Below are 25,254 nucleotides of genomic sequence, written 5' to 3' on the forward strand. Positions count from 1 at the left end.
CTCTTATGCGTTGAGAATGTCGGCCAGTGCCTTGCCGGCGCGATCTCGAAACTTCTTTGTGCAGTTGCTGGCCATCAGCAACATAAGCTGCTGCCCGTCTGCGCCTCGGATCTCGCCGTCGCGGTATTTGAACGCCGGCGGCTTGGGCTTCGTCTGTTTGGCGACCATTTTGTCGACGTCAACAGAATGGTCGGTAACAACCGGCTCGGCGTTGGGAATGGTGCTTCGCGCAAGCGCGGACGCAACTTGCAGCAGTGCCGTCCGATACCGCCCCATGGTTTGGAACGTAGCGGCGAAGCCATCGTCTGCGATCAGTGCGCGCAGCTTTTCGAGCTCCGTTGAGCCGACCGGGGGATTGAGCGTGCCTTCCTTTGGGATTTCCGTGGCCGACATCACAACGCCCCCCGCTTCGGCCGAACAGCGCCGTTGATTTTCTGCATACCCATCCGGCGCCCGCCGCGGCGCGCGGCCTGCATGACTTCTTGACAGGAGCGGTGCGTTTTGACGGCGCCGTCGAGATCTCGTGCGCAGGGGATGCTGATGCTCTCCCACACGACAACGCCGTCGACGCGCAGGGTGTAGCTGCAATGCAGCGAGCCAGGCACGGGGCGGCGTTGTACGTCGTGCCTGCCGATGCGAAGGGTGGCGGGGGTACGGTTCACTATGCGATGCATGGTTGGTCTCCGTTGCGGCTGGTCAGTCGTCGAAGTCGCCTGCAGCCAGTTTCTTGAGGTCGACCCACACGCGGCGGGTCGTGCGAATGCGCGGGTGGGTGCGGGCGTGCGCGGATGCCTCGATGGCGGTGCGGACGGGGCCCGCAGCCAGGGCCTGCGCGTCGGTGCAGATGAGGCGCAGCTTGTTGCGCTCGGCGAGCACGGCCGCGTCTGCGATGGGGCGTGGAGGCATGTCAGCCCCCGAGCACCATGGCCGCGTCGGGCGCGATGGCGCCGGCGAGGCCGAACGCGAAAAGCACTACGGCGAGGCCGAGGGCAGGGTGGTGGCTGAAGTAGCCGGACGCGAGGCGGTGGAGGGCGGAACGGCGCATCGTGTCCTCCTCATGCCTGGCGCTGGGCGACGGGCGTGGGCTCTGTCTCGGACGTTTCGTCGAGATGGAGGGCGTATGCGTGGAAGGCTAGGACCGCGCCGAGGGCGGCGATGTATGCCAAAACAGTTGCGCTGCGAGCAAAAGCTTTCACTTCGTTCTCCTGTCACTTGATGTAGTGACGATAGTAAAAACTATCTATACAAACAATAGTGAACGGGTGAACAAGTGTTGAGCTTGCTTTGCGGCCTAGCCAATCATGGGTAGGTCTGTTGAAGACTAGCAGTGGAGGTTACTATCGATGGGGGCTAACGAATCGGCAGCTTCGGTGCCGGGATCGACTTGGATAGAAGGTGAGCAATGCGACTCTATTACCTGACTGCGGAACAGTGGGCCGAACGAGTCATCCGCGAACGGCGTCTCAAAATTTCACTCTTCGATGATCTTAACGATCCATTCGAACTGCTCGCGCATCATCTTCCGACGCCCCAGCATCGGAAAGTGGCGGGCGTGTTGCGCCGACACTTTTCAAGTCAGCGCGGGGTAATCTGCTTTTCCACAGGTTGGAGCAACCCCGTCATGTGGGCACACTATGGAAGCAAACACCATGGAATCTGCTTGGGATTTGATGTGTCCGACGAGTTAGCTATGCAGGTCAGCTACGAGCCTGAGCGGCTGAGAATGGACATCGATCTGACGCGCCCGCATGCCGGCTTGAGCCGAGAGACCATACAAAGGATGTTGCTGACGAAGTTTGACGCGTGGAGATATGAGAACGAGTATCGCGTTATGGCGGAACTGAAGGATCAAGACGCAAATGGCCTCTATTACACGGATTTCAGTGAGTCCCTGAAGCTGCGCGAAGTCATCCTTGGGGTGAGATGTAAGATCACGCAGGAAGAAGTGGCTTCCTGGGTCGGTGACTTGGGGAACCCCGTGGAAATCCGCAAAGCTCGCCTCGCGTTTAAGAAATTTGAGGTGGTGGAGCAGCACAATCAACCAGTGATGCTGGCAGGGAAGGAAGCGCTATAGCTGCGCTACGCCTCTCCGGGAATATATTCCGCCGGCGCACCCAAGGCTTTCCATTCCGCTACACACTCAGCCAACTGGTCAACGAGCTCAGGTATCTGAAAGAGGTCTGCCACAGCATGCAGCCCGAATCCGATCACGGAGATCGCATCCGATAATGTCACCGCAAGGTCGTCGGCACATGGCCCGAATTTCATACCGATGATGTCGCCGTGCGAATCTACGCGAACATGACGATTCAGGGTGTCGAGCGTTGTATGAGCTGCGTCTCCCGACGTTGCGCGGAACACGGAGTTGTATAGCACTGTTACACCACCCGTTGCGGCCAAGGTAGCGATTGCCACTGGGTCCACTTTTAGCGTTTTGCTTTGGGGGAACTGTGCTTCGATAGCTGCTAGCGTATCGCTCACATTTGCGCTTTCCGCGGGCGTCAATTGAGCTTTGATTTGACGGTCATTCAACCAAACTCTTTGCATCTTAGCGTGGTGCCACACGTGGCGGTCAAGCAGAAGAGAGCATACGCCACTGTCTTTCGCCAGAGCCGAGAGAACAATGACTGTCTCCGCTGCGGCGCGCACGACGGTTCGAGCGTCCGCGATCATGCCTCGTTCAGAAAGCACGAGGGCAGCCTGTAAGGAGGTCAGGGCTCGCCCGTAAAGCGCGGCCCCCACGACTTGCTGTTCGCTATTCCCGTTCGGTTTCACTTTCCGGAGCACTTGCATAGCCAGCTCATTGAACCTCTCGGCAGCGGCGAACCAGCTTTCATAGTCTCGCCTTATGTTGGCAATTGACTCTGGCGAAATGGCAAGAAAGCCTCTGTCATCCGACATGTGAACCCCTTAATGTAGTGTCCTGTCTTCGTTGGCCGGCGAGCGAACGGGACGATGCTATGACATGCAGCAGCGCTTAAACTTCTTTCCACTCCCGCAGGGACATAGGTCATTGCGACCGATTTTTCCGAGCTCCAAAGCAGAGCGAGCGAGGCGGCGCTCTTTTAGATGAGCCGCGCTTGCGGCAAGTCGATCGTGACTCTCTGCGGAGAGGCCCACCAGGGTGATATGTGTCATTTTGACCACCTGTACCGCATCGCCTTCGTAAGTCAGCTCGACGAGTTCACGGTCGACCTCTCCCGCCACAATCATGACTGTCTGCGCATGTTCCACGGCCTTTTCGTGCGTAGTCTCAACGGCATTTGCAATGCTGATAAAAACGGTCATGCGTACGTTGCCATACGACGATATCGGCAGACAGCGCCCACGATCAGAGATGGCGAGTAGCTCTTCGTCGATATAGCGGCTCAGGTCTTCGCGCCAAGCTCCGTCGAGATCGAGCAAATAGCTAGCAATTCGAGATCGATGAGGTTGAGCGGTTGCCGACAGAAAGTCGATGATTTGTCGAAGTCGAGCTGGCACAGCTTGTGCCGGTGGTGTTGCTTCAGCATGGTCGCGAAGTCTAGCCGCGTAGTACCTATCGACCGCAGAACGGTATCCGTGAAATCGCGGAGTGCCACCGATCTTCGCGATATCGTCCGCGTGCAACGCGTAGTTGTTGTGTTCCAGATACAGACCCAGGTGATCTAGTTCATCATCAAGGTCTAACTTTCCAGAGTTCGCCGCACGCATGCGTTGCTCGACGAAATGCAGGAAGTCCAATGGGCCTTCGAAAACATCGGCATAGACACATAGGTCGGCCAAGGAAATCGGCCAGGTTGCCACGTCTCCTGCATCTATTCCTACCTTACTAAGGTGCTGAGCGCGCGCGGCCAGTTCGGTAAAAGGGTCAAGCGTAATAGTGCAGATTATCTTGCTGCGGAAGTCGCCGCGACGCAGCGTTCCGACTGGGTTGTGCTTCGCATCATAAACTTCGACTTCTGTTGCACTTTCAAGGTACGTTAGGAACCGTTGACCTTGCTTTCCTGGGGCACCCAACAGCGCTTGAAGCGAACTTACGTAAGCAGGCAAGTCGTTGGCTGGTGATGTATACGTGAATGCGCCAGCTTTCACTTCAATGATAAAAAGAAGATCATCGTACGCGATGGCGCAATCCGCTTCGTACCAAGTTTTTGCTTTGCCTTCACCTGCTTGGAGAGGGTAGTACAGTTCCCGAAGAACTTGTGCTCCGGGAAGCAGGCGACTGAAGTACTGAACTGGCAGACTCTCTGAGATGTCTTTGCGGTTGCTAATCCACGTTTGCTTCTCTTGTTCGGATCGTTGGAAGATCCGTTTCTCCATTTGGCGGAAGAAGTTGTCGAAGAGGCTGTGCAGATCGAAGCAATAGTAGGTACCGTCGAGCTTCAAGAATGGGCGTCTGAAAATGGGCTGAATACGAAGTGGCCATCCCCTCATTTCGCCCGCGGCTAGAAATTCAGTTTCTTGGCCTGGCTCCCACGAGAAGTCGTCGAGGAACCCGACCGGTAAAGACGTCATCTTGCCAACGTCGAACAGATCCATTCCAAAGAGCATCCCGACCGCAGAATCGAGCGCTTCCTCGTGACCGAGTTTCTGGGCAGCTAGACGGATCAACTCTGGGACTGAGTTTTCCGCTACGACATCCTGGCCCTGTTCGATCATGGATTGAACCTCTGCCATGGTCTCGGTGCGTGCACGATCCAGCGTGACGGCCGCGTTATGGATACCGAAGGTCAGCGCGTGCCAAATCTTTTCGAGCTCCGCGACGAGTCTCTCTGCAGAAATGCCGTATGCGGCTTCGATGAGCGCTGACTGCGGCCGCAGCAAGTCTAAGAGCACGCTGACTTGGTGCACTTGGTAGTAGTCGCCACGTACGTTGCACCACTGCAATTGTGTACGTACCAGGAGCTCGTCCATGTCGGGACTATATGCAGGCTCTGTCTTTTTCAGATAAGCGGTGTAGCAGGCCGGATACGTAAGATTCAGAATTTGGTAAAGCTCGGCAACAGCTTTGCGCAACGCCACCCAGTCTTGTTCTGACAGATCTGTTTTTTCGGGCATCCCGCGAGGTGTCGCTGCTATAACGCTTTGCACATAGTCAATCATGCGAAGGGCTATTGCTTGTTCCTGACCGACGTCCGCCTCCACCGTAACATCACGGCTAATCATGAAGAACGCCCACCATGCTCTTTGCATCAGCTGACTTGGAGGTAAAACGCTTACCGCACTTGTAATCCGATTGACTAGCTGATCAATTTCCTCGACAAGAAGAGGATATTTGGTGGCCAACTTATCCATGAGCGCAGCGTGCGCGCTTTCGCTTCGGTGTGAGGTAAACAATACCTTATTGCCAAATCGGGAGAGCTCGATCGACCCGTACGAATATGCTTCATCTGCGGCGACGCGCTTTGGCTTGAGCGGACGCTTGTTGCGCTTTCCCATAACTTGATTTCCGATTTTCTTGTTTGAATCGCCTTGTAGGTATGCACGCCCCAGCGTTGCGAACGAGCCCCCGCCTGTCTTTTTCTTGAGCTTGATATCTTTCTATTTTGACGAACGGACGGCTCGTCGACGTTGATTTTCATCGATTTTTGTTCTGATATGTGGACACCTCGCAAAGGCGGTAGGTCGCTGACGGGAACGCCAGTCGTAGTTATGTCCCAACCGCTTCATTAGAAGATGCATAGAGCACCCGATCGAGAGCTTGCTCAACGTCTGCGAGTAGTGCGACACCCTCTCGCAACATCTCTAGCGACAAGGCGGTGGCATTTGCAGCGAAGTAGGCTGATTCCTGTCCTGCGGGGGGCATCCACGCCGATACTTGAGCTCGTGCGGTTCTGAATAGCTGGATCGCATTCAGCGTCTCGAGTTGCACCTGCGGCGTCGCACGATCCGGTTGGCGGACAAGCTCCCACAGGCAGTCTGCGACTGTTTCGATTTGTAGTTGGGTGATGCTAAGCAGAATTGCTGCAGTTTCCGGAGATGCGCGAATCCGGTTGCTGAACACGACGCGCAGCATTTGCTCACAATGTCGATAGCGGGCTGTGGCGTCGTTCCATTGCTCTTCGAGAGTAGCTTTCATATTCGTCTTCGTAGTGACTGTTTCGCCGGCGGGCTTGCGACTAGGAGGGATGCGTGTATCAGTGGCTAGCGCCGAGGCTTGCTCGCGGGCACGAAGCTTGACGGCAAGGTGTAACTGCATGGTCGCGTCGACTGCTTCGGTCAGTCGGTGCCTGTAGAGGCCTCCCACCACAAAGGCCGGCTTATGGGCGCCAGACTTTGGTCTAAGGATGAGTGCGACGCCATCGTATGCACCGCTCTGGACGTGCTCCAGCAAAAGCGCAATCGCACGATCCAGATCTCGCCGGTACGCACTAGCAAGTTGCACTTCGTGTCTGCCATTGGGGCGGGACGGAGGTTTTCCAGGCGCTGTCCGCGTGCTTGGCTGAGGAAACTGAATGAGGATGCCCATTGTTGATTCGACTGACGGCCCGCGCGGGCAGTCATGTTGTTGGTGGGCGGCCAACAATAGAATAAGAAGTCTCCTATTCGCATCCTGCTCAACAGGAAACAAAAAATCCCGCCGAAGCGGGATTCATTAACTTGCGCGCTTGCGCTGCGCCTTTGCCTTAGGAAGAGGGGGGTAGCCGTAGTCGGATGGTTTGGCAACCTCTGCGGGAGCATCCTCGAAGCGTCGTGACTTGCTCCCTGCCGAGTCCAATGCAAGAACTTCCGCGTCAACGAGCAGGCTGGCCGCCTCAGTCAGCAATTTCACTGCGCGGGCTTCGCGGGCGCGACTCGCCGCCAACTGGTGGCGCAGCTCCGCAATAACGCGATCCCGCTCTGCGAGCTGCGTGTCCGGATCGGCCTCGCCGGCGTCGAATGTCCCAGCGGGTAGCCCGATGAGTTTTTCCATCTTCTCGACTGCTCGATCACCGAACGGCGCGGTGCCATTGAGGAGTTGCGAGACATAGGTCGGATTAACGCCTTCGTGCAATCGAGCGAAGGCGGCGGGACCGCCCGCGTCATTCACCATTTGGCGGAGTTTCTCAACTCTTCGCGCGCGCAAATCCATGGTGGTGTCCCTTTCCTAGCGATTGCAAAATTATGTGATTCTATTGTTTGGGGCGATAGAAAAAGCTATCGTCATGGCCATGACACTAACCGAGTATGTCCGTGCTCGACGTGGCCGCCTGACGGCACTTGCGCGCGCCATCGACATGTCGCCGATCTACTTGTCGCAAGTCGTGAACAAGGGTCTGCGGATCAGCCCAGCGCGATGCGTCGCAATTGAAGTCGCAACGCACGGCGAGGTCCGACGTCCGGATCTTCGACCTGATGACTGGCATCTGATCTGGCCCGAGCTTGTCTCTGCCCGCGCGTCGTCCACACGGCTACACCAACGGCTAATGCGGCCCAAGCCTCGAATGATACCGGCTGCGCTATCTGCTGCCCGTCTTCGGCGCATTCGTCGCGTGAGCCGGGCAAGCAATGCTTGCTCGGCAACGAGGGCATTCAGCCGTCAGATTCTGCGCGCTGGACCTTGCCATTCCAACGATGAGGCAAGTGTACGCGCCCACCAAAACCGCCGGTAGTGCGACCCGCACTGGCCGCCTATGACAGCTCTTCAGGAGAGACAACTTGAGCCACCACTATTCCGAGATCAATCAACACGACGCGCTCTACTGGGTGGCGCGTGGCTACCCGGGCGGCGTTGAAGGATTGGCCGCGCGCATGGACAAGTCCGCCGCGGTGCTGCGCAACAAGCTGCTGCCGCATGTGCAGACGAACTATGTGTCGTTTGAAGAGGTGTCGGTGATTGTGGAGCACGCGGAAGGCGCTGGTGTGCCTAACGCGAAGCTGCCGATTCAGGCGCTGTGCTGGCGCCACGGGATGGTGGCGATTCCGCTGCCCGAGGTGGCGCGCGAGGATCTGCCGAATACGGATCTGTATGAGGCGCTTTGCAAGGTGCTGGCAGAGGTGGGAGATGTGAGCCGCGCGATGTCTGCTGCGCTGGCGGACAACCATCTCTCCGAAGGTGAGATGCGGAAGCTGGAGCGGGAGTTTGAAGAGGCGACGGCTTCGGTGATGGTGTTGCGTGAGCTGCTGCGCGTGCGTGCGCAGCGTGATGCGGAGCGGTTGCTGCGGTTGCGTGGCAAGGCGTGATTGACTGTTTTTTGAAGCGCGAGAGCGCATAGGAGAAGTGATGCAAAGCTGTAAAGCGAATTGCGGTGGGGCGGCGAAGTTGTCGCAGGAAGAGTCCAAGCGGATCGCCAATGTTCTGTTTGGGATGGTGGCGGATAGTCGGCCGAGCTTGACTACGCCGTTGCCCGCGCGACTTACGGAGGTCCGTGAAACCCTGGCGCGCGAGCTGTTGCTGTTAGCGGAGGTTACTGAGCCCGCTCAAAAAGGTAAGCCGAATAAGCGTCGATGAACTGTTCGCAGAATCGGGCCATCGCCTCGCCAGATTTCTCGTTCGCGTTTAGCGCATTCTGAAATAGGGTGGGCTGAGTTTCGAGGATCTTTTCGAGCATTTCTTTGGCGGCTTTGCGCGCCTCAAGGAGGTCCAAGTGTGTCATGTGAATGGTTGTGAATGGGTTTCGTCGGGGGACTGACCCCGACGAGGCAGTGTTGCCGCCAGACGTTGGGGCGGCAACCAGTAGGGCAGGGTTGTATCGATTTTTGACAGGGCTAGACCGCGCATGACACAAACGCAGGACAACACGCCACGCTTTTCACACGGCATGACGTGCTGCAAGGCGGGGCGTGTTGCTGCGGGCTTGTCGTGCGAGCGCGTGGATCAGATGTGTTGTGCGTGGCATCGCATTGCGGGGTCGTTCAAGCCTCGCGGGTTGCCGGTGCTGTCGAAGTTTGCGGAGCATCTTCTGGATGCTTGCGCGTGGCCGTTGGCGGATGTGTTTTGGCCGTTCAATGCGGCTGGTGAGTCTTCTGCGCTGGCGTTGGCCTGCGCGTCGCGTTATCGCGCGATTTCTACTGAGGCGGAGCGCCTCGCTTTTCGATCCACTGTTGTTGCGTCGACATCGCCGGAGTTTGTGGCGGTGTTTGATGTGCTGTGTAAGGCCGCGCCTCTGCGGCTGTAAGGGCGATTCCATGGACATTCCTATCGAGGCCGTTGGCGCTGTTTGGGCCAAGGGCAGGGCGGCTGCATTGTCTGGCCGCGCGTTAGATGAGGCGAACGAGTATCCGGTTGGCAGCGCGCATCACGCGGCGTGGCTGGCGGGGTATATGGGCGTGACGCGCACGCATGGAGGCGAGGGTGTCGGCGTATCGCATCAATGATCTTGAGTTGAGCGCGCTGGCCGGGGCGGGTGCGGAGATCGCGCATCTGTACCTGGTGGCACTGCGCCCGCGTATGGACTTCCGTACGGGCGTTGTGGGGCGTGTGGTGCGGATCTCGTATCAGGCGCTGCGTGAGTGGACGGAGCGCACTGCGCGCCGTGGCGTGCGTTACCTGGCGCATGACAAGTCGAAGCTGCAGCGGATGCTGGCGCAACTGGAGAAGCTGGGGCTGCTGCGTCGGCTCGGCGGGCAGTACGAGCTCGTTTTTGCGTGCCCGTTGGCGGATACGGATTCGTGCGTCCAAAAGAAAGCCGGTCGAGGTTCGATACACCCGCAGGATGGCTACGAGTTCAATGCTGACGCGGGTTTTAGGGATGTGCCGGAGTCTGTGGATAACGCGAAAGCCGCCACACATCCGTATTCCGGTAACACCCTTAAAACCAACCCCCCTAACCCCCCACGCCGGGGGCGTGAGAAGAGGGAGATTGAGCCCCCCACGCCTGCGGCGCGGGAGGATCGAAACGGCCCCCAACACCGTCGGGGCACGCGGCGGCACCGGCTCTCAGAGGAACGTGGTCAGGGCGCGAGTGTGGTTGGGGATGGGCTTGCAGAGAGTGAGGATGGGCAGAGCGTGGCGTGGCAAGCAGACCTCGCCTGGCCGGTTGACCTGAGAGGGCCGGAGCGGGCGCGTGTTGCACGGATTGTGGCTCGGGCACCCCACGCCATGAGGCAGGTGGTGATCGACGAATGGCGGGGCCGTATGGCGGCCGGTGGCGTGGACGATCCGTTTGCGATGTTGGCGTACCACGCGAAGCGGGCGAGCGATCCTGATTGGGCGCCGTCGTATGCGGCTGCGGTGCGTGAGTCGCGAGAGCGGGCGAGGGCGCTGCGGCTTCAGCAGGAAGAGGCGTTGGCGCGGTTGCAGGCGCAGGCGGAGCAGGCGGTGGCCGGGCTTCCGTGGCATGCGGGGCGGTTGCGGCCGGCGAGCTTGCAGCGAGGTGCGGCATGACGGCGGAGGAGGCGTTTAACGCGGCGGCACTGGCGGCGTGCGGCAAAGTTGAGTGGGCGTCGCGGGCGGTGTTCTGGTCGGCGGTGCGATTTGGGATGAAGGCCGTCGAGGTGGCGCGCTGGGCGGATGCTGAAGAGCGGTGGTCTGCGCTCTGGTGGGTGGCGGTGGTGGAGCATCTGCCGCCGATTCCGGAGGCGCCGTTGGTGGGGGCGTCGCCGTCTGTGATGCGGGCGAAGACGCATCTTGGGCGCATGTATCAAATCATGGGAGCGAGGAGGCCGGATGTATTGCGTTAAGCCGCGTGAGGTGACGAGGCGATCTGCGTTGGTGACGAGCGAGGATCAGGCGCTCGATGATCTGCTGTTCGCGTGGTTCTGCTGGGAGGCGCAGTACTCGGGCGAGAAGTGGTATTCGAACCGGGATACGACGTGCGGCGGGTCGGCGAGCTCGCGGCAGTGGATGTCGACGGATGACATTCACGAGGCGAGCGTGGATGCGTGGCAGATGCAGCAGGTGGCGGCGGCAATGGAGGCAATCTCGGGCGACCACGCGCTGGCGATTCGGGTGGAGTGCCGGAACAGGCGTGGGCCGGGTGTGTGGCGGAATCCAAGGGCGGGGTTGCGGCAGCCGTTGGCGTATGCGGCGGCGAAGGTGGCGATCAGGCCTTGGATTGTTAAATTCGGTGTCGAGTATTGATGGGGTGAGGGGCCGTCGCTTAAAGTTCGGTTCGTGGGGCGACGCACGCCCATAGAAAACGTAAGCCCGACCGGATTGCCGTGTCGGGCTTTTTGTTTTTGTTCAACGGTCTAGAGCGGCCTTACTGATCTACGAAACGCACCATCTGCCACCGTTCCGACGAGGAGAGAATCTCCGCTGTCGAAGCCGCAGACGGCACCCTCAAGGGAAGAGAAAAGTTGGGTAGGGGCATAGCTCAATGCCTCGACGGTGAGCATCGCACCGTATGCCAGTGCAACTGGATACTCGGCGGAATCCTCAAGGCTCCCTTTCCCGCTGTAAGCGGTTTTGTACAAGGCACGCAGGACCTCAGAACGGAGGCATTCCGTGGTGACCAAGGGCTCGCGAGCCCAGTCATTGCTTGATTCCTCGAAACGTGAGCAAAGCGACATGTAGACGTCCGTTCGGATGGATGACATGTCGTTAGGGTCATCACACGGGTTACAGATGCCCACCCACAATCCGCGAGGAGGGGCTGAATCGGGGAGGGCGTCAACTGCCTTGCTGATCCACTGCCCGAGCCGGCCGATGTCGACTTGGTAGTCGAGGGTCTTGAAGATGGCCCAATCTTGATGCTGAGCCTGGCGCTCGCATTCGTCGATCACTGCGAGCATTCGTGACTTGATAGGCCCGACTTTGGTCGTGCTTTCAGCAATGACAGCAATGAGGCGTTCGAAATCGTAGTTCACACTTGACCTACACCAGTTTTCTGCAAATCGCCGACAGCGTCATCACTGAACAACCAGTTCGTACTCGATGTCCTGAACCATACGGCCATAATCGCTCGAGTTTTGATTGTATCGGCCGCCAAATTTGAGCGTGTAGCGCCCGCGTTGCAGGGGCTTCAGCAGAACCCAGTATCCGTCAGATGCTGAGGGGTAAGCCTTGTATGGACGCTGCTCTGGCTGAATACGTTCGAAGATGTCGAAGCACTTCTCGCTAGAAGCGCGAAATCTCTTTACGTTGGAGAGCGACGTTCCGTTCAACTCCACAAACAGATCTATAGCGGAATCATTGTTGAGAGCAGCTGCCGCTTTTGCCTTTTCGCAGGTGTAGGTGTCGTTTCCTCTGGCGGGGTAGTACACCATATTGACGACCGGAAAGAACAATGGTTTGCCAGCGGGTACGACACACGACCTCCGGATCTTTGACGATCCAAAGCCGCCTGCCAGGAACCAGACTGCACCTTGTTGGCCGGCTCCACAATTCGCCCCGGTCAAATCGCGCAGGGGATTAACTTCGGAAGGGATCGACATTGCCCACTGCCACCATTCCGTCGACAACTGTGCGACAGATGCTCCCTTGACTGAACTGCCGGGCTGAAACGCAAAATCAGCGGCGAGTGCCGGGATCGGTAAGGCAAGCGCGGCAGCCAGTGACACGACGATATTGCGAAACATTACTGTCTCCATTTTTGCAACGACATTAACGTGCAGAAATATTCAGGGAAATAGATCGAGAGGCGGTGCGAGATTATCCGGGTGTGTGTTTGTGGTTGACTGGCGCAAATGCGCAGTGTCGCGAGGGTGCAACAATGCGTTGCGCACCGCTTGCGCACACCAGTTGTTCTCACAGTGGCGCCGAACGAACCGGGCGAGAGGTGACCGGATAGTGTGGGGTGCCTCCTGTTCACCTATCGCTCCGCGAGAATCGGTGATGAACAACTCGTCTGCCTGGCGGAGCCCGGCGCCGCGCGCGTTGCTACGTCCGGGGCGAAAGCCGGGGGCCCCTCGGGCCGTCCGGTACTGCGGGGGCGGGCACCCGCGATTCTTCGTTAGCGGCCAGTTTTCCAGCTTAGTGAAATTCACCTCCGACGAGGTGAAATGGTGAAATCATGAGTGAAACGACCCTCCTGACGCGCTCTGCGTTCGCGGCGCGCCAGAACTGGTCGCCCAGCTACGTCACCAAGCTTGGCAAAGAAGGGAAGCTGGTCACCACGCCCGACGGCAAGCTGGTCGACGTCGATGCCACGCTCGCGAAAATCAAGCGCGGCGCAGACCCAGCAAAGGAAGCCGTCCGCGCCCGCCACGAGGCCACACGCATCGACCGCGACGTCTACAGCGCCAGAGACACAACGCCCGACGCCGACCCATCCCTAGGCCACGACTTCCAAGCCGCCCGCGCCGAACGCGAGTACTACCAGGCACAGCTAGCCCGCACCGAATACCAGTGGGTTTCCGGCCTGCTGGTCAGCCGCATTGCCGTAGAAGACGCCGCCGAAAAGATCGGCGCCAATTTGCGCGATCGCATCATGGGCCTGCCGCGGCAGATCGCGCCCGAGCTTGCCTCGATGACCGACCCATGGGCCGTCGAACGCCACCTAGAAGCCGCATTGCGCAAGGTGCTCGACGACATGATCGCCCATGGCGCCAACGTGCTTTCTGAATCCATTAACGATCCCGACCGCGGCAAGTTGGCCGACCTGTCACGCGCGGGGAAAGAGAGGTACGGCTCCATAGAGCCCATCGACACATCGTGAGCCATCCCGACGGAGCCGCACTGTTCGCCCGCGCCTTCCTGGCCGGCCTCAAGCCCGACCCTGAATTGTGGGTAGACCAGTGGTCCGAAGAATTCATGGTGATCCCCGACGAGTCGGGCGCCGCCGAAACCGGACCCTACCGCTCCGCGCGCACGCCGTACGCCGTCGAGCCCATGCAGTGCCTGTCGCCCGCGCATCCGTGCTTGCGCGTCGTCGCCATGGTTGCATCGCAGTTGTTCAAGACGCAGATCGCATTGAACTGGATCTCGGCGACGATCGATCGCGCGCCGGCAAACTTCCTCGCGCTGCAACCGACGCTCAACCTCACGCGCCGCTTCTCCGCCCGTGTGGCAAAAACGCTCGATGCCGTGCCGGTCCTGCGTGAACGCGTCGCCTCCGCCCGCTCGCGTGACGCCGCCAACACCGCCGAGCGCAAAGACTTCCGCAAGGGCACGCTGTTCATCAACACAGCCGGCTCCGCAGCCAACCTGGCCGAGGTCTCCGCCCGCTATGTGTACGGCGACGAAATCGACCGCTGGGTGCGTGACCTCAACAACGAAGGCGACCCCATCGGCATCGCCGAAAAGCGCGCCAGCACCTTCGGCCGCAACGCCAAGTTTTACTACTCGAGTTCGCCCACCATCGACGGTGCCTCTCGTATCGCCGAGCTCTACGCCCAGAGCGACCAGCGCCATTACTACGTGTCGTGCCCGCACTGCGGCCACGAGCACATTCTCGAATTCGAGCAGCTGCGCGCCAGCGACGATCTGTCCGACGTCTACTGCGAGTGCCCCGCGTGCTTCTACAAGATCCGCGAGCACGAAAAGCCAGCGCTCTACAAGACCGGCCGCTGGATCGCACACGGGCAGGGCGATGGCGAAACGGTAGGTTTCCACCTGTCGACGATGTACGCGCCGCTCGGCTGGGTGTCCTGGCGTGCCCTCGTCAAGGAACACCGCGAGGCCAAGCTGGCGATGGAGAAGGGCGATCCTGGCCTGATGCAGGTGTTCTACAACACGCGCCTCGCGCGCCTGTGGGACAACGCCCAGCAGCGCACCAGCGCCGACGAGCTGCGCGACCGCGCCGAGGACTACCGCCTGCGCACCGTGCCCGCCGGCGCGTTGTTGCTGACCGCCGCCGTCGACACCCAGGACGACCGCCTCGAACTGCTCATCATGGGCTGGGGCGAGGGCATGGAGCGCTGGACGATCGACCACCAGGTCTTCATGGGCGACCCGTCTGACGCCTCTCTGTGGGCCACGCTCGACGAAGCCCTGCAGGCAACGTTCCTGCACGCCTCCGGAAAAGAGATGCAGATCCGCGCCGTGGCCATCGACTCCGGCGGCAGCCACACGCAAGACGTGTATCACTTCACGCGCCTGCGCCAGTGGCGTCACGTGCTGGCACTCAAGGGCGCCAGCAAGCCCAACCGGCCCGTGATCGCGCAGCGCCCGTCGCGCGTCGATGTCACATGGCAAGGCACCACCGAAGTCGACGGCGCCGAACTGTGGATCGTCGGCACCGACACGGCCAAGGACTGGATCTACAACCGCTTCAAGCTGACCAGCGGCCCCGGCGCGCTGCACTTCTCGAACGATCTCCCCATGGAGTTCTACAAGCAGCTCACCGCCGAAAAGCAGATCGTGCGCTACGTCAAAGGCTTCCCGCGCACCGAATGGGTCAAAGCGCGCGGCGACCGTAACGAGATCCTGGACTTGAACGTCTACAACCTCGCCGCCGCGTATTACCTCGGCGTGCACAAGTATCAGGAACCCGACTGGCGCCGGCTGCGCATGCACTTCGATCAAGGCAGCCTGTTCACCGCGGCGCCCGTCAACGACGAAACGCCAGCAGCGCCCGTCGCACCACCGGCCATCGAGCCGCCGCGCACCGCGCACACACGCCGCCGCGTGGCCGCATCGCGCTACCTCAAACGACGATAGAGAACCGCATGGCCTACACACAGCAAGATCTCCAGCGCATCGAGCGTGCACTGGTGAAGGGCGAGCTCGAGGTTCAGTTTCAGGACCGGCGCGCCCGATACCGCTCGGTGGACGAAATGCTGCGCATCCGCAGCGAGATCGTCCGCAACCTCGAAGACGCCGCACCGGCGTCGCGCGTGATCCGGCTGCGCTCGGCGGGCAAGGGGGTCACATGACCCGTTTCCCTGCGCTGGGCCAGCTTGGTTTCGTCTTGCCGGCGGAGCGGGCGGTTCGGGCGCAGGCGTACGAGGCCGGCGGCACCACCGGCAGCCGCGGTCGCGCGTGGCGCAGCTCGAGCGCCGGGCCAAACGCCTCGGTCACGCAAAACCTCGGCACCATCCGCACCCGCGCCCGTGGCGCCGTCCGCAATGACCCGTGGGCAAAGAAGGCGATTGCCGGCCTCGTGGCCAACGCCATCGGCACCGGCATCGTCCCGCACCCGATGCATCCGGATCTCGAAGTGCGCACGGCGCTCAAAGAGCTCTGGAGCGACTGGGTACCGGAAGCCGACGCCGATGGCCTGCTCGACTTCTACGGCCTGCAGACGCTCGCCGCCCGCTCCCTGTTCACCGATGGAGAGGTGCTGAACCGCACCCGTCCGCGACGCCCGGAACGTGGTTTGTGCGTGCCGCTGCAGGTGCAGCTTTTCGAAGCCGACCACCTGCCGGCCAACCTGAACCAGATGCTGCCCAACGGCGGCGAGATCGTCTCCGGCGTCGAGTTCGACCGCGATGGAGATCGCGTTGCCTACCACCTGCACCGTCGCCACCCGGGCGAGATAGGGCGGGCGACCACGCAGGCGGGAACGGTGCGTGTGCCGGCCACCGAGATCCAGCACGTATTCGAGCCAGTGCGGCCGGGCGCGGTGCGCGGCTGCTCGGCGCTTGCCACCGTGCTCTTGCGGTTACACACGCTCGACAGCTTCGACGACGCTGTGCTCGTCCGGCAGGAGGTGGCAAACCTCTTCGCCGGCTTCATCACCCGGCCAGCGCCTACCGGCAGCCGCCTTGATCCGCTGACAAATCAGCCGGCAGACATGGACGTCGACGGAACGCCGCTGACATCGATGGAGCCCGGCTCCCTGCAGGAACTGCTTCCCGGCGAGGAAGTGCAATTTGCCGAACCGCCCGGCGCCGGCACCGACTACGGTCCCTTCATGCGTCAGCAGCTCATGGCTGCTGCCGCATCGGTGGGTCTGCCGTACGAAGTCCTCACCGGCGACCTTCGCGACGTCAGCGATCGCGCGCTGCGCGTGATCCTCGGCGAGTTCCGGCGCCAGCTCGAGCAGCTGCAGTGGAACGTCTTCATCCACCAGTACTGCCGCCCCGTGTGGGCCGCCTGGACGGATGCAGTCGCGCTGTCGGGTGTGTTGCCCATGCCCAACTACTACCGGGACCGGCGCCTCTATCAGCGCGTGCGCTGGGTGCCGCAAGGCTGGCCGTACATCAACCCGCTGCAAGACGTGCAGGCCCAGCGTATCGCCATCCGCGCGGGGCTGGCCAGCCGCTCGGCCACGATCCTCGCGCAGGGCGAAGACCCGGAAACCACTGACGCCGAGTACGCGGCCGACTTCGAACGCGCAGACCGGCTCGGCCTCGTCTTCGACTCTGATCCGCGCATGCGCGACAGCGCCGGCAACGTGACCGACAACCAGGAACAGACCAACGATGAAAGCTAAACAGAGGAAGTGGTACGACCTCAAGGCCGCACGCAACGCCGCCGGCAAGACGGTCGCGGAATTGCGCATCTACGACGACATCGGCTTTTGGGGCACCACCGCCAAGGCGTTCGTCAACGAGCTGGACGCCGTGGCGAAAGACGCCGACGAGATCATCGTGGCCGTCAATTCCGGCGGCGGCGATGTGTTCGACGGCTTTGCCATCTACAACGCGCTGCGCCGCTACAGCGGCAAGGTGACTGCGCGCGTGGATGGCATTGCCGCCTCCGCCGCCTCGCTCGTCGTCATGGCCGGCGACACCATCGTCATGCCGGAGAACGCCATGATGATGATCCACAACGCCTGGACCATTGCCGCCGGCGACGCAGCGCAAATGCGCAAGACCGCCGATCTGCTCGACAAGACGCGCGACGGCATCGTCGCCGCCTACCGCAACAAGTGCGGCCTGACCGACGACGAGATCGTCGCCATGATGGACGCAGAAACCTGGATGACGGCGAGTGAGGCCAAGGACCGCGGATTCGCCGACCAGATCGAGGCGCCCGTCAAGCTGCAGGCGTCCGTGCGTACCGAAGAGCTGCTCGCGCGGTTCCAGCACACGCCCGAAGCGTTGCTCAAAGCGCTCGAAGCCCCGCCGGCAGAGCCGCCGCAAGCCGCTGCACCGGCAACACCAGTCACACCACCTGCGGCACCGGTCGCTACCACGCCACCGCTCGACGCTGGCGCGCTCGCGCAACACGCCTTTGCCGCGTGCCGCACCGCCGGCCTGCCGCAACTGGCCGAGGCCGTCGTGGCGTCCAGCGCGCTCGCCAGCACCGAAGCCATCGACGCCGTTGTCGCCCGCGCCAAAGACATCGCCGGCCTCTGCACCGCAGCGCGCCTGCCCGAACTGACCGCGCAGTTCGTCGCGGACGGGCTGACCGCCGAACAAGTACGCGCCCGGCTGTACGACCGCGTCATGGCGAACACCACGCCCGGCCTGTCCAACCGCCAGCCAGTAGCAGGGCAGGAAACCACCGAGCGCAAGACCGGCCCGCACGGCCCGAGCATCTACAGCGCCCGCCGCAAGAAAACCGCTTCAGCGTTCGCCTGAAGCCACCCATTGGAGTTACCCAGATGCAGATCCAGACACAAGGCGTACAAACCGCCGAATTCCTGCTGACCGAAGCGCCGGGCAGCCTTTCGCGTGAGCAGATCGCCGTCGCCGCGGGTGACGCGCTGCCGGCCGGCCAACTGCTCGAGCACGCGGCCGCTGGCACCGGCTACGTCCCGTACGGCACCGCCGAAGACGGCAAGGCCGCCGCCATCCTCTACGCACCGCTGTGCGCCTCCGAAGCCGTCCGCCGCGCCACCGGCATCGTGCGCCTGGCGGAAGTGGCCGAAGCCCGCCTGACCGGCCTTGACGCCAAAGCCCGCACCGACCTGCTCGCGGCTTTCATCGCCGTTCGCTAAGCACAGACCCCCGAATTCAGGAGAACACCATGGCTGATATGGCCCTGTTCAATGACGACGCCTTTTCCATGACGGCGCTCACCGCCAGCATCAACGAGCTGGAGACAACCCCCTCGCGGCTGGCCGCCCTCGGCCTGTTCGAAGAGGAGGGCATGACCGTCACCACCGCGCAAATCGAGCGCGACGGAGAGACACTGCAGCTCGTCGCCTCGGCCGAGCGCGGCTCGCCCGGGCAAGTTGTCGTCGGCAGCAAGCGACAAACCATTCCGTTCAACGCCGTGCACCTGCCGGAGATTGGCACCATCAAGGCAGACGAAGTGCAAAACCTGCGCGCGTTCGGCGAAGAGACCGAGCTCGAAGCCCTGCAGACCGTGGTGAACAAACGTCTGCGGAAGATGCGCCGCCAGCTCGATGCCACGCACGAGTTCCACCGCATCGGCGCGATCAAAGGTCTAATTCTCGACGCGGACGGCAAGTCCGTCCTGGTCGATCTGTTCGAGCGCTTCGGCCTGCAGCAACAGCGCCTGCCGATCCTCATCGGTGACGTGCGTTCCTCCACGCTGGAATTGCTCGATATGGTGGAAGACTCACTGGGCGCCACCGCGCATACGGGGGTGCGTGCCCTGTGCGGACGCAATTTCTGGCGGCAGTTGATGTCGTCCAAGGACATCCGCGAGACGTATCTCAATACGCAGATGGCCGCTTCGCTGCGAGGCGATCCCAGCGACACCTTCGACTTCGGCGGGGTCACATGGGAACGCTATCGGGGTCGTGTCGGCAGTGTCGGCTACATCGGCGACGACGAAGCCTACGCCGTGCCCGAAGGCGTGCCCGAACTGTTCATCACCCGTTTCGCGCCGGCGGACTACATGGAGGCCGTCAACACCAACGGCCTGCCGTACTACGCCAAGCAGGAAGCCGGCAAGTTCGGCAAGGCCGTCGAACTGGAAGCGCAGTCCAACCCGCTGCACCTGTGCACGCGCCCGCGCGCCGTGATCAAGCTGTCGGCCTCGACGGGCAAGGCCACCTGATATGGCGTTCCGGGACAACGTTGCTGACCTGGACGAGGCCGTGTTCGAGACGCTCTCGGACGCAGTCCAGATCGAAGGACGCACCGATCCGGTCATGGGCATGTTTTATTCGCCGTGGTTGGACGTGGAAACCATGCGCGGCCAGCGCACGGGCCTGCGCGAGCCGTTCGTGATCCTGCGTGATGCCGACGCGGCGGGCATCCGCCAGCGTGCGCGCTTGCAGGCATTGGGCGAGCACTTCAGCGTTGTCGACGTGCAGCCCGACGGCTCCGGCACCACGAAACTCGTCCTGAGGCCAGAACCATGTCCGTCACGCTAAAGGCCGAGCTGGACATTGCCGCAGCGCTGGCTCCGCTCGCAAGCCTTGGCAAAGACGCCATGCGCAACGCCTGGCGCCGCGCCTTGAAGAAGAGCGCCAACTGGGTGAAAGGCCAGACCGCAAAGCACGTCTCAGCCGAGATGCACATCGCGCAGAAACTGGTTCGCCAGCGCTTGTACTTCTTCCTGCGCAGCGCCGACAAAGGCAAGGTCTGGCTCGGCCTCAACGCCGTCGAGGCACACCGGCTCGGCAACCCGCGCCAAACGCGGCGCGGCGTGTCTGTCGGCCGGCATCGGTTCGACAACGCGTGGATCTACCGAAGCAAGCGCGGCAGCAAGAACGACGGCAAGGTCTTCCGCCGCGTCGGCAAGGGCCGCATGCCCATCGAGGGTGTCAAGCTCGACTGGGCCGACAAAGGCGAAGCAGCGTTCAGCAAGGCCGCCGCCGATATCGAAGCACGCCTCATGGTCATTCTGGAGCAGGAAGTGAAATACGAAATCCTCAAGGCAACCCGCCATGCTCGCTGATCTGCAGCAACTGTTCGACGCCGTTGAATCGCGCCTCAAAGCGCAATTCCCCGACGTCGCCCTCATCGGCTGGGCACCTGAAATCGAAGACAGCATGCCGCTGCCGGCCATCCTGCTGTACGTCGGCGCGCTGCGCCCGGGCACCGACCCCGGCACAGGCCAACCGCCCATCAACATCGTGATCGAGCTGCGCGTCGTTGGCGATCCGACCGAGCCGAACGCCGAGGCCGCCATGTGGGCACTCGCCGCGCGGCTCATCAAGGTTCTGCACCACCAGACGTGGGGCCTGCCCATCACCATGGCCGAGCTCGAAAGCGACGGCTTCCACCCAGACGGCATGCGGCCCGATCTCGACGGCTACAGCGTCATCGCCGCCGAGTGGAAACACGAGTTCGACCTCGGCCCGCCCGAATGGGCGTTTGAAGACACCAGCGGCACGACCGTCGATTTCGACATCCAGCCGCGCCACACCAATGCCGACCATGAGCTACGAAGCGGGTGAAACCGACCGGCGCCTAGCCTGCATCGTGCAGGCCGGCGTCATCGCGGCCGTGGACGTCGCTGCCGCTCGCTGCACCGTCACCGTTGCTGACTGGACGTCTGACTGGCTGCCGTGGTGGTCACGTGCCGCCGGCGCCGTGCGCGAATGGCGCCCGCCGTCGCCAGGTGAACAAGCCTTGCTCGTCTCGCCATCAGGCTGCCTCGAAGGCGGCTTTGTGCTGGCCGGCTTCTACACAGACCAGCATGGCGGCGCGAACGGCAATTCGGCGGACGTGACAGCCTCCGACTACCCGGACGGCGCCCGCGAGCACTACGACCACGCCGCGCACGAATACCGGCTCTCGGTACCGGCAGGCGGACAAATTGTCCTGCAGGTCGGCGATACATCGCTCACGCTGCGCAGCGACGGCGCCGAGCTGAAGGCGCCGCAACTACTCGCCGATGTACCGGCGTCCACCTTCACCGGCAATGCCTTGGTGGAACAGGCGCTGGCGTTCATGGGCGGGCTGAGTGGGCAGGGCGCTGCGGGCGGTACCGCCGTCGCCATTCAAGGCGGCATTCAGGCCACCGACGATGTGGTTGCTGGCGATATATCGCTGCGCGGTCACTCCCACATGGAGCAGGGCGACGGCGCCCCGGTGGGCAAGCCGTTCTAGGTTTCCCAATCATCAATCGCAAGGCGGCCATGTGTCGCCTTTTTTCGTTGGAGGCACTGTGGCCATCGTCGGCATGAACAGACGCACGGGCGCGCTGCTCTCGGGCATGGACCACCTGCTGCAAAGCCTGACCGACATCCTCAGCACACGGCGCGGCACGCGCCGAGAGCGGCCTGACTACGGCAGCGATTTGCCCGACCGCGTTGACCTGCCCATCACGCGCGGCTGGGTTGCTGCAGCGCAGGCCGAAGCCGCACGCGCCATCACGCGTTGGGAGCCGCGTCTACGCCTCTCCCGCGTGCGTGTGGAGGGCATCGAAGACGGCAAAGTGGCCTGGCGTGTTGTCGGGCTCTACAACGAGCGGGCCGTCGATCTGAAGGTACTGTCATGAGCGTAATCGACCTGTCCGCACTGCCGCCGCCCGACGTTGTCGAACCACTCGACTTCGAGGCGTCGTACCAGCGGCTCCTTGCGACCTTCATGTCGCTGTGTCCCGAGTGGTCGGCCACCATGGAATCCGACCCCGTGGTCAAGCTGCTCGAGCTGCTCGCGTACGTCGACCTACAACAGCGCGCCCATGTGAACGACTCTGCGCGTTCCACCATGCTTGGCTTTGCTGTCGGCGCCGATCTCGAACACCTGGCCGCCGGGCTGGACACGAAACGGCTTGTTGCCGTGCCGGGCGACCCGGAAGCGTTCCCGCCGGTCGCGCCCGTCATGGAGTCGGAGGCCAGCTTGCGCACACGCGCGCAGGGCGCATTCGAACGCCTGTCCGTCGCTGGCCCGCGCGCCGCGTATGAGCTACACGCACGCGCTGCAGACGGCCGCGTGGCAGACGCGCGCGCCATCTCGCCGGCGCCGGCGGAAGTCATCGTTTCCGTGCTCAGCAACGAAGGCGACGGCACCGCCTCTGACGAGCTCGTCGAGCGCGTGCGGCAGGCGTTGAGCGATGAAGACGTCCGCCCGCTGGCGGACCGTCTGAGCGTGCAGGCCGCCCGCATCATCCGTTACCCGCTGCGCATCGTGCTCTATCACTACCCGGGCCCCGAAGCCGAACCCATGGTCGCGGCCGCGTGGGAACGCCTGCAAGCCTACGCGCAGGAGCAACGCCGTATCGGCCGGGACGTCCGCCGCTCGGCCATCTTTGCTGCGGCGCACGTGGCAGGCGTGCAGCGCGTGGAAGTCACCGAGCCAGCGGAAGACATCATTGTCGACTTGACAGAGGCGTCCTACTGCACAGGCATCGACGTCGTTGTCGGGGGCGCGGATGAGTGACAAAACGCTGCTGCCCGCCAACGCCACACCGCTCGAGCGGGCGCTGGCGCAAACCATCCTGACGCTGCTCGATACCCCCGTCCCGCTGAATCAACTGTGGGATGCGGACACGTGCCCCGTGGCGCTGCTGCCATACCTGGCGAGCGCCCGCTCCGTGGACCGCTGGAACGCGAACTGGCCGGAAGAGGTCAAGCGCCGCGTCGTGCGAGACGCGTTTGCCGTGCACCAGCGCAAGGGCACGGCAGGGGCGTTACGCCGTGCGCTGGAGCCGCTGGGCTACCGGCTGACCGTTCGGGAATGGTGGCAAACGCAGCCGCCGGGCAGGCGCGGCACGTTCTCCCTGGACGTCGGCATCGAGACCACGGGCGCGACGGAAGCCACCTACGACGAGATCGAGCAGATCGTCGACGACGTGCGGCCGCTATCAAGACACCTGACAGGGCTCACGCTCAGCGCAGAGATCGCCGGTTACGCCGGCACCCACGCCGCCTGCCTGGAGGGTGACACCGTAACGGTGTACCCGTACATGCCCGAGGCAATTGCCACAGAAGGCGCCACGCATATCGCGGTGGCCGCCCACGTTGTTGAAATCACTACGGTATCGAATGGCTAAGTACTTTGCGACTTTGACGGAGACGGGCGAGGCCAAGATGGCCCGCACGCTGGTCTCCAACAAGATGGTCCCGCTCACCGAAATGGCCGTGGGTGACGGCGGCATCGATGGCGGCGCGGATGCGGATGTGATGCCCAGCGCCGCGCAACGCGCACTCGTGCGCGAACGACACCGCCGGCCACTGAATCGCCTCGTCCGCGATGAGAAGAACCCCAGCATCGTCATTGCCGAGGTCTACCTGCCCGAAGAGGTGGGCGGCTGGTGGTCGCGCGAGCTGGGCCTGTACGACGAAGATGGCGAGCTGTTCGCGGTGGCCAACGTGCCGCCCAGCTACAAACCGGTCCTGGCCGAAGGCTCCGGGCGCGGGCAGTTCTTCCGCATGATGCTGATCCACAAGGCGGCGGGCAATATTGTTCTGAAGATCGACCCGGCCGTGGTCGTGGCAACGCGCGAGTATGTCGATGAGCAAGTGACTGCCGTTCGCATGGCTGTGACAGGTGACGCGGACAAGCGGTACGCAACCAAGGAATCGGTCGCGGCGCTGTCCCGGCATGTCGACGAGGTGCACGAGATTGCGGCCGATGCGTTGCCGCGCTTGGGTGGCGACGTGTCCGGCCCGATCAACCTCAAGGGGCCAGCGGTCGAGCTACAACTCACCGATACCCAACAGCCAATCACGCTTGGGCGGTTCCGGCTCGTCTCCAGCGGCGGTCATCTCATCATTGACCGGAATACAGCCGAGGATGGTTCGTTCTCCACGTACGTCCGCGCATTCACCATGGACGGCAACGGCAACATGGCCACGCCGGCCGGCATCGTCGCCGATCTGTTCAAGACGCGGGCCAACGTCAACCTGCCCGCCTACAACGACGACGGGCGTGGCTTCCTGGAGTTCGGCGGCGATACCGTCATCTGGCGCCTGTACATGGCGGGGCCATCCGGCAATCTCTTCCTCAGCGGCTACAACGTAGACGGCAGCTACAAGCACAGCCCCTTCTATATCGACTACGCGTCTGGAACGTTCAACTTTGCGTCTCGTCCAGCATTCAACGGCGCAACGCCATGGGATTCCGCCAACCTGCCCAACCCGCTAACGACAGACGGCGGCTGGCTGGCGGCACAGCGGGGCTTCAATTTTGGCGTTGGCTACGGCAGGTATGCGCTGCAGGTGTCGGCGAATGGCACGGACTCCATCGGCGGTGCCTTCGTTGAGTGGAACGCCAACCGGACGCCGGCGTTGCAGATCGATTGCCCGTGGAACCAAGCAGCCTACATGGGCATTCGCTGGACACAGTGGGGCATGCGGCACCTGGCGGCAATTGATTGCTATGCAGGCGGTAGCGATGCAACCGTCCCCTATATCTCCATGCACGTTGGTGGCCGCGCCAACGCGTTCACCTTCAACGGCAATGGCGATCTGGAGGCGCAAGGAGCAATCCGCGCGGGCAGTGGTGGCGGCATCCTCGCCGGCAACGGAAACGTCTACATGTCGTGGGCGGGCCAGTGGCTTTCCACCTACCTGACGGGATTGGCCGGCGGCAAGGCGGGTGCAGGGGCAATTTGTCAGTGGAACACTGAAATCACAGAGTTTGGCGGCGTCTCCACTGGTTCAAGTTCCGGCCAAGCCGACTTGCCTGCCCCGTATGTACTGGTCGGTCTGCGCAACGGCTTCTACACGCATTACCTGCGCGCAGTGCAACTGCGCAACCAATGAAGGT

32 protein-coding genes are annotated in these 25,254 nt (G+C 62.2%); 21 read left to right on the forward strand and 11 right to left on the reverse strand.

The features are described from left to right. Positions 1-3 precede the first annotated feature (3 nt). From R2669_RS00085 to R2669_RS00100, 4 genes are read right to left on the reverse strand one after another with little or no spacing between them, the layout of a single operon-like run. Entirely contained in the window at positions 4-393 is a 390-nt protein-coding gene (locus R2669_RS00085) for a hypothetical protein (protein ID WP_316897816.1), read from the reverse strand. After that, entirely contained in the window at positions 393-674 is a 282-nt protein-coding gene (locus R2669_RS00090) for a hypothetical protein (RefSeq protein ID WP_316897818.1), read from the reverse strand. The genes R2669_RS00085 and R2669_RS00090 overlap by 1 nt, the downstream gene beginning before the upstream one ends. Positions 675-696: 22 nt before the next feature. Continuing rightward, complete coding sequence (locus R2669_RS00095) at positions 697-906, reverse strand: hypothetical protein (protein ID WP_045203160.1); 210 nt, start codon at positions 904-906, stop codon at positions 697-699. A 1-nt stretch (position 907) separates the two neighbouring features. After that, on the reverse strand, positions 908-1,045 hold the full coding sequence (locus R2669_RS00100) for a hypothetical protein (protein WP_316897819.1): 138 nt from the start codon (positions 1,043-1,045) through the stop codon (positions 908-910). A 357-nt stretch (positions 1,046-1,402) separates the two neighbouring features. On the opposite strand from R2669_RS00100, the gene R2669_RS00105 reads away from it, so the two are divergent. Further along, entirely contained in the window at positions 1,403-2,074 is a 672-nt protein-coding gene (locus R2669_RS00105; RefSeq protein WP_316897820.1) for a DUF2971 domain-containing protein, read from the forward strand. Between the two features lie 5 nt (positions 2,075-2,079). Here the strand turns inward: R2669_RS00105 and R2669_RS00110 are convergent, their stop codons facing one another. From R2669_RS00110 to R2669_RS00125, 4 genes are all read right to left on the reverse strand, one after another. After that, positions 2,080-2,901 (reverse strand): DUF5677 domain-containing protein, encoded by an 822-nt coding sequence (locus tag R2669_RS00110; RefSeq protein WP_316897822.1) that lies wholly within the window; start codon positions 2,899-2,901, stop codon positions 2,080-2,082. Positions 2,902-2,958: 57 nt separating this feature from the next. Next, positions 2,959-5,421, reverse strand: coding sequence for a YecA family protein (locus R2669_RS00115; protein ID WP_316897824.1), 2,463 nt, complete (start codon positions 5,419-5,421; stop codon positions 2,959-2,961). Positions 5,422-5,632: 211 nt separating this feature from the next. Then, the gene (locus R2669_RS00120) at positions 5,633-6,061 is read right to left on the reverse strand and encodes a hypothetical protein (RefSeq protein ID WP_316897825.1); all 429 of its coding nucleotides are present in this window, start codon (positions 6,059-6,061) and stop codon (positions 5,633-5,635) included. Between the two features lie 516 nt (positions 6,062-6,577). Next, on the reverse strand, positions 6,578-7,054 hold the full coding sequence (locus R2669_RS00125; RefSeq protein WP_316897826.1) for a hypothetical protein: 477 nt from the start codon (positions 7,052-7,054) through the stop codon (positions 6,578-6,580). A gap of 79 nt (positions 7,055-7,133) precedes the next feature. Here R2669_RS00125 and R2669_RS00130 point away from each other — a divergent pair, with 79 nt between their 5' ends. Both R2669_RS00130 and R2669_RS00135 read left to right on the forward strand, forming a co-directional pair. Further along, positions 7,134-7,574, forward strand: a complete 441-nt coding sequence (locus tag R2669_RS00130) for a transcriptional regulator (protein WP_316899022.1) — start codon at positions 7,134-7,136, stop codon at positions 7,572-7,574. A gap of 46 nt (positions 7,575-7,620) precedes the next feature. Continuing rightward, positions 7,621-8,145: a phage regulatory CII family protein gene (locus R2669_RS00135; protein ID WP_316897828.1), complete on the forward strand. Its 525-nt coding sequence runs from the start codon at positions 7,621-7,623 to the stop codon at positions 8,143-8,145. A 224-nt stretch (positions 8,146-8,369) separates the two neighbouring features. Here the strand turns inward: R2669_RS00135 and R2669_RS00140 are convergent, their stop codons facing one another. Further along, positions 8,370-8,558 carry a hypothetical protein gene (locus R2669_RS00140; protein ID WP_316897830.1) on the reverse strand — a complete coding sequence of 63 codons (189 nt, stop codon included), beginning with the start codon at positions 8,556-8,558 and terminating at the stop codon, positions 8,370-8,372. 698 nt (positions 8,559-9,256) lie between these two features. Between R2669_RS00140 and R2669_RS00145 the strand changes: the two genes are divergently transcribed. The 3 genes from R2669_RS00145 to R2669_RS00155 are packed head-to-tail and all read left to right on the forward strand — an operon-like array spanning position 9,257 to position 10,984. Next, positions 9,257-10,288 (forward strand): hypothetical protein, encoded by a 1,032-nt coding sequence (locus tag R2669_RS00145; RefSeq protein WP_316897832.1) that lies wholly within the window; start codon positions 9,257-9,259, stop codon positions 10,286-10,288. Then, a complete protein-coding gene (locus R2669_RS00150; protein WP_316897833.1) occupies positions 10,285-10,584 on the forward strand; it encodes a hypothetical protein in 300 nt (99 codons plus the stop codon). Before R2669_RS00145 ends, R2669_RS00150 begins: the two co-directional genes overlap by 4 nt. Before the next feature lie 31 nt (positions 10,585-10,615). Next, positions 10,616-10,984 carry a hypothetical protein gene (locus tag R2669_RS00155; RefSeq protein WP_316897835.1) on the forward strand — a complete coding sequence of 123 codons (369 nt, stop codon included), beginning with the start codon at positions 10,616-10,618 and terminating at the stop codon, positions 10,982-10,984. 110 nt (positions 10,985-11,094) lie between these two features. Here R2669_RS00155 and R2669_RS00160 read toward each other — a convergent pair whose 3' ends face one another. Continuing rightward, on the reverse strand, positions 11,095-11,712 hold the full coding sequence (locus tag R2669_RS00160; protein WP_316897837.1) for a hypothetical protein: 618 nt from the start codon (positions 11,710-11,712) through the stop codon (positions 11,095-11,097). Positions 11,713-11,754: 42 nt separating this feature from the next. Continuing rightward, complete coding sequence (locus R2669_RS00165) at positions 11,755-12,423, reverse strand: hypothetical protein (RefSeq protein ID WP_316897838.1); 669 nt, start codon at positions 12,421-12,423, stop codon at positions 11,755-11,757. A 434-nt stretch (positions 12,424-12,857) separates the two neighbouring features. On the opposite strand from R2669_RS00165, the gene R2669_RS00170 reads away from it, so the two are divergent. From R2669_RS00170 to R2669_RS00240, 15 genes are all read left to right on the forward strand, one after another. Next, positions 12,858-13,502 (forward strand): hypothetical protein, encoded by a 645-nt coding sequence (locus R2669_RS00170; RefSeq protein ID WP_316897840.1) that lies wholly within the window; start codon positions 12,858-12,860, stop codon positions 13,500-13,502. After that, a complete protein-coding gene (locus R2669_RS00175) occupies positions 13,499-15,445 on the forward strand; it encodes a phage terminase large subunit family protein (RefSeq protein ID WP_316897842.1) in 1,947 nt (648 codons plus the stop codon). Before R2669_RS00170 ends, R2669_RS00175 begins: the two co-directional genes overlap by 4 nt. A gap of 8 nt (positions 15,446-15,453) precedes the next feature. Beyond that, the gene (locus tag R2669_RS00180) at positions 15,454-15,660 is read left to right on the forward strand and encodes a phage head-tail joining protein (protein ID WP_147213642.1); all 207 of its coding nucleotides are present in this window, start codon (positions 15,454-15,456) and stop codon (positions 15,658-15,660) included. Beyond that, positions 15,657-17,162, forward strand: a complete 1,506-nt coding sequence (locus tag R2669_RS00185; protein WP_316897844.1) for a phage portal protein — start codon at positions 15,657-15,659, stop codon at positions 17,160-17,162. Before R2669_RS00180 ends, R2669_RS00185 begins: the two co-directional genes overlap by 4 nt. After that, entirely contained in the window at positions 17,152-18,255 is a 1,104-nt protein-coding gene (locus tag R2669_RS00190) for a head maturation protease, ClpP-related (protein ID WP_316897846.1), read from the forward strand. Before R2669_RS00185 ends, R2669_RS00190 begins: the two co-directional genes overlap by 11 nt. A 23-nt stretch (positions 18,256-18,278) precedes the next feature. Next, the gene (locus R2669_RS00195; protein WP_316897848.1) at positions 18,279-18,614 is read left to right on the forward strand and encodes a head decoration protein; all 336 of its coding nucleotides are present in this window, start codon (positions 18,279-18,281) and stop codon (positions 18,612-18,614) included. 29 nt (positions 18,615-18,643) lie between these two features. Next, on the forward strand, positions 18,644-19,645 hold the full coding sequence (locus tag R2669_RS00200) for a major capsid protein (RefSeq protein WP_316897849.1): 1,002 nt from the start codon (positions 18,644-18,646) through the stop codon (positions 19,643-19,645). Position 19,646: 1 nt separating this feature from the next. Next, the gene (locus tag R2669_RS00205; RefSeq protein ID WP_316897850.1) at positions 19,647-19,964 is read left to right on the forward strand and encodes a head-tail joining protein; all 318 of its coding nucleotides are present in this window, start codon (positions 19,647-19,649) and stop codon (positions 19,962-19,964) included. Next, positions 19,949-20,491, forward strand: coding sequence for a phage tail protein (locus tag R2669_RS00210; RefSeq protein WP_316897852.1), 543 nt, complete (start codon positions 19,949-19,951; stop codon positions 20,489-20,491). Before R2669_RS00205 ends, R2669_RS00210 begins: the two co-directional genes overlap by 16 nt. Next, positions 20,481-20,993, forward strand: a complete 513-nt coding sequence (locus R2669_RS00215) for a hypothetical protein (RefSeq protein WP_316897854.1) — start codon at positions 20,481-20,483, stop codon at positions 20,991-20,993. The genes R2669_RS00210 and R2669_RS00215 overlap by 11 nt, the downstream gene beginning before the upstream one ends. After that, positions 20,965-21,648 carry a phage baseplate assembly protein V gene (locus R2669_RS00220; RefSeq protein WP_316897855.1) on the forward strand — a complete coding sequence of 228 codons (684 nt, stop codon included), beginning with the start codon at positions 20,965-20,967 and terminating at the stop codon, positions 21,646-21,648. Before R2669_RS00215 ends, R2669_RS00220 begins: the two co-directional genes overlap by 29 nt. A gap of 73 nt (positions 21,649-21,721) precedes the next feature. Further along, on the forward strand, positions 21,722-22,039 hold the full coding sequence (locus R2669_RS00225; protein WP_260800918.1) for a GPW/gp25 family protein: 318 nt from the start codon (positions 21,722-21,724) through the stop codon (positions 22,037-22,039). Continuing rightward, positions 22,036-22,923: a baseplate assembly protein gene (locus R2669_RS00230; protein ID WP_316897858.1), complete on the forward strand. Its 888-nt coding sequence runs from the start codon at positions 22,036-22,038 to the stop codon at positions 22,921-22,923. Before R2669_RS00225 ends, R2669_RS00230 begins: the two co-directional genes overlap by 4 nt. After that, positions 22,916-23,536 (forward strand): phage tail protein I, encoded by a 621-nt coding sequence (locus R2669_RS00235; RefSeq protein WP_316897860.1) that lies wholly within the window; start codon positions 22,916-22,918, stop codon positions 23,534-23,536. The genes R2669_RS00230 and R2669_RS00235 overlap by 8 nt, the downstream gene beginning before the upstream one ends. Beyond that, on the forward strand, positions 23,463-25,250 hold the full coding sequence (locus R2669_RS00240) for a phage tail protein (RefSeq protein ID WP_316897862.1): 1,788 nt from the start codon (positions 23,463-23,465) through the stop codon (positions 25,248-25,250). Before R2669_RS00235 ends, R2669_RS00240 begins: the two co-directional genes overlap by 74 nt. The last annotated feature ends 4 nt before the right edge of the window (positions 25,251-25,254 follow it).

The organism is Ralstonia edaphi (assembly GCF_958350185.1).
Classification (GTDB): domain Bacteria; phylum Pseudomonadota; class Gammaproteobacteria; order Burkholderiales; family Burkholderiaceae; genus Ralstonia; species Ralstonia edaphi.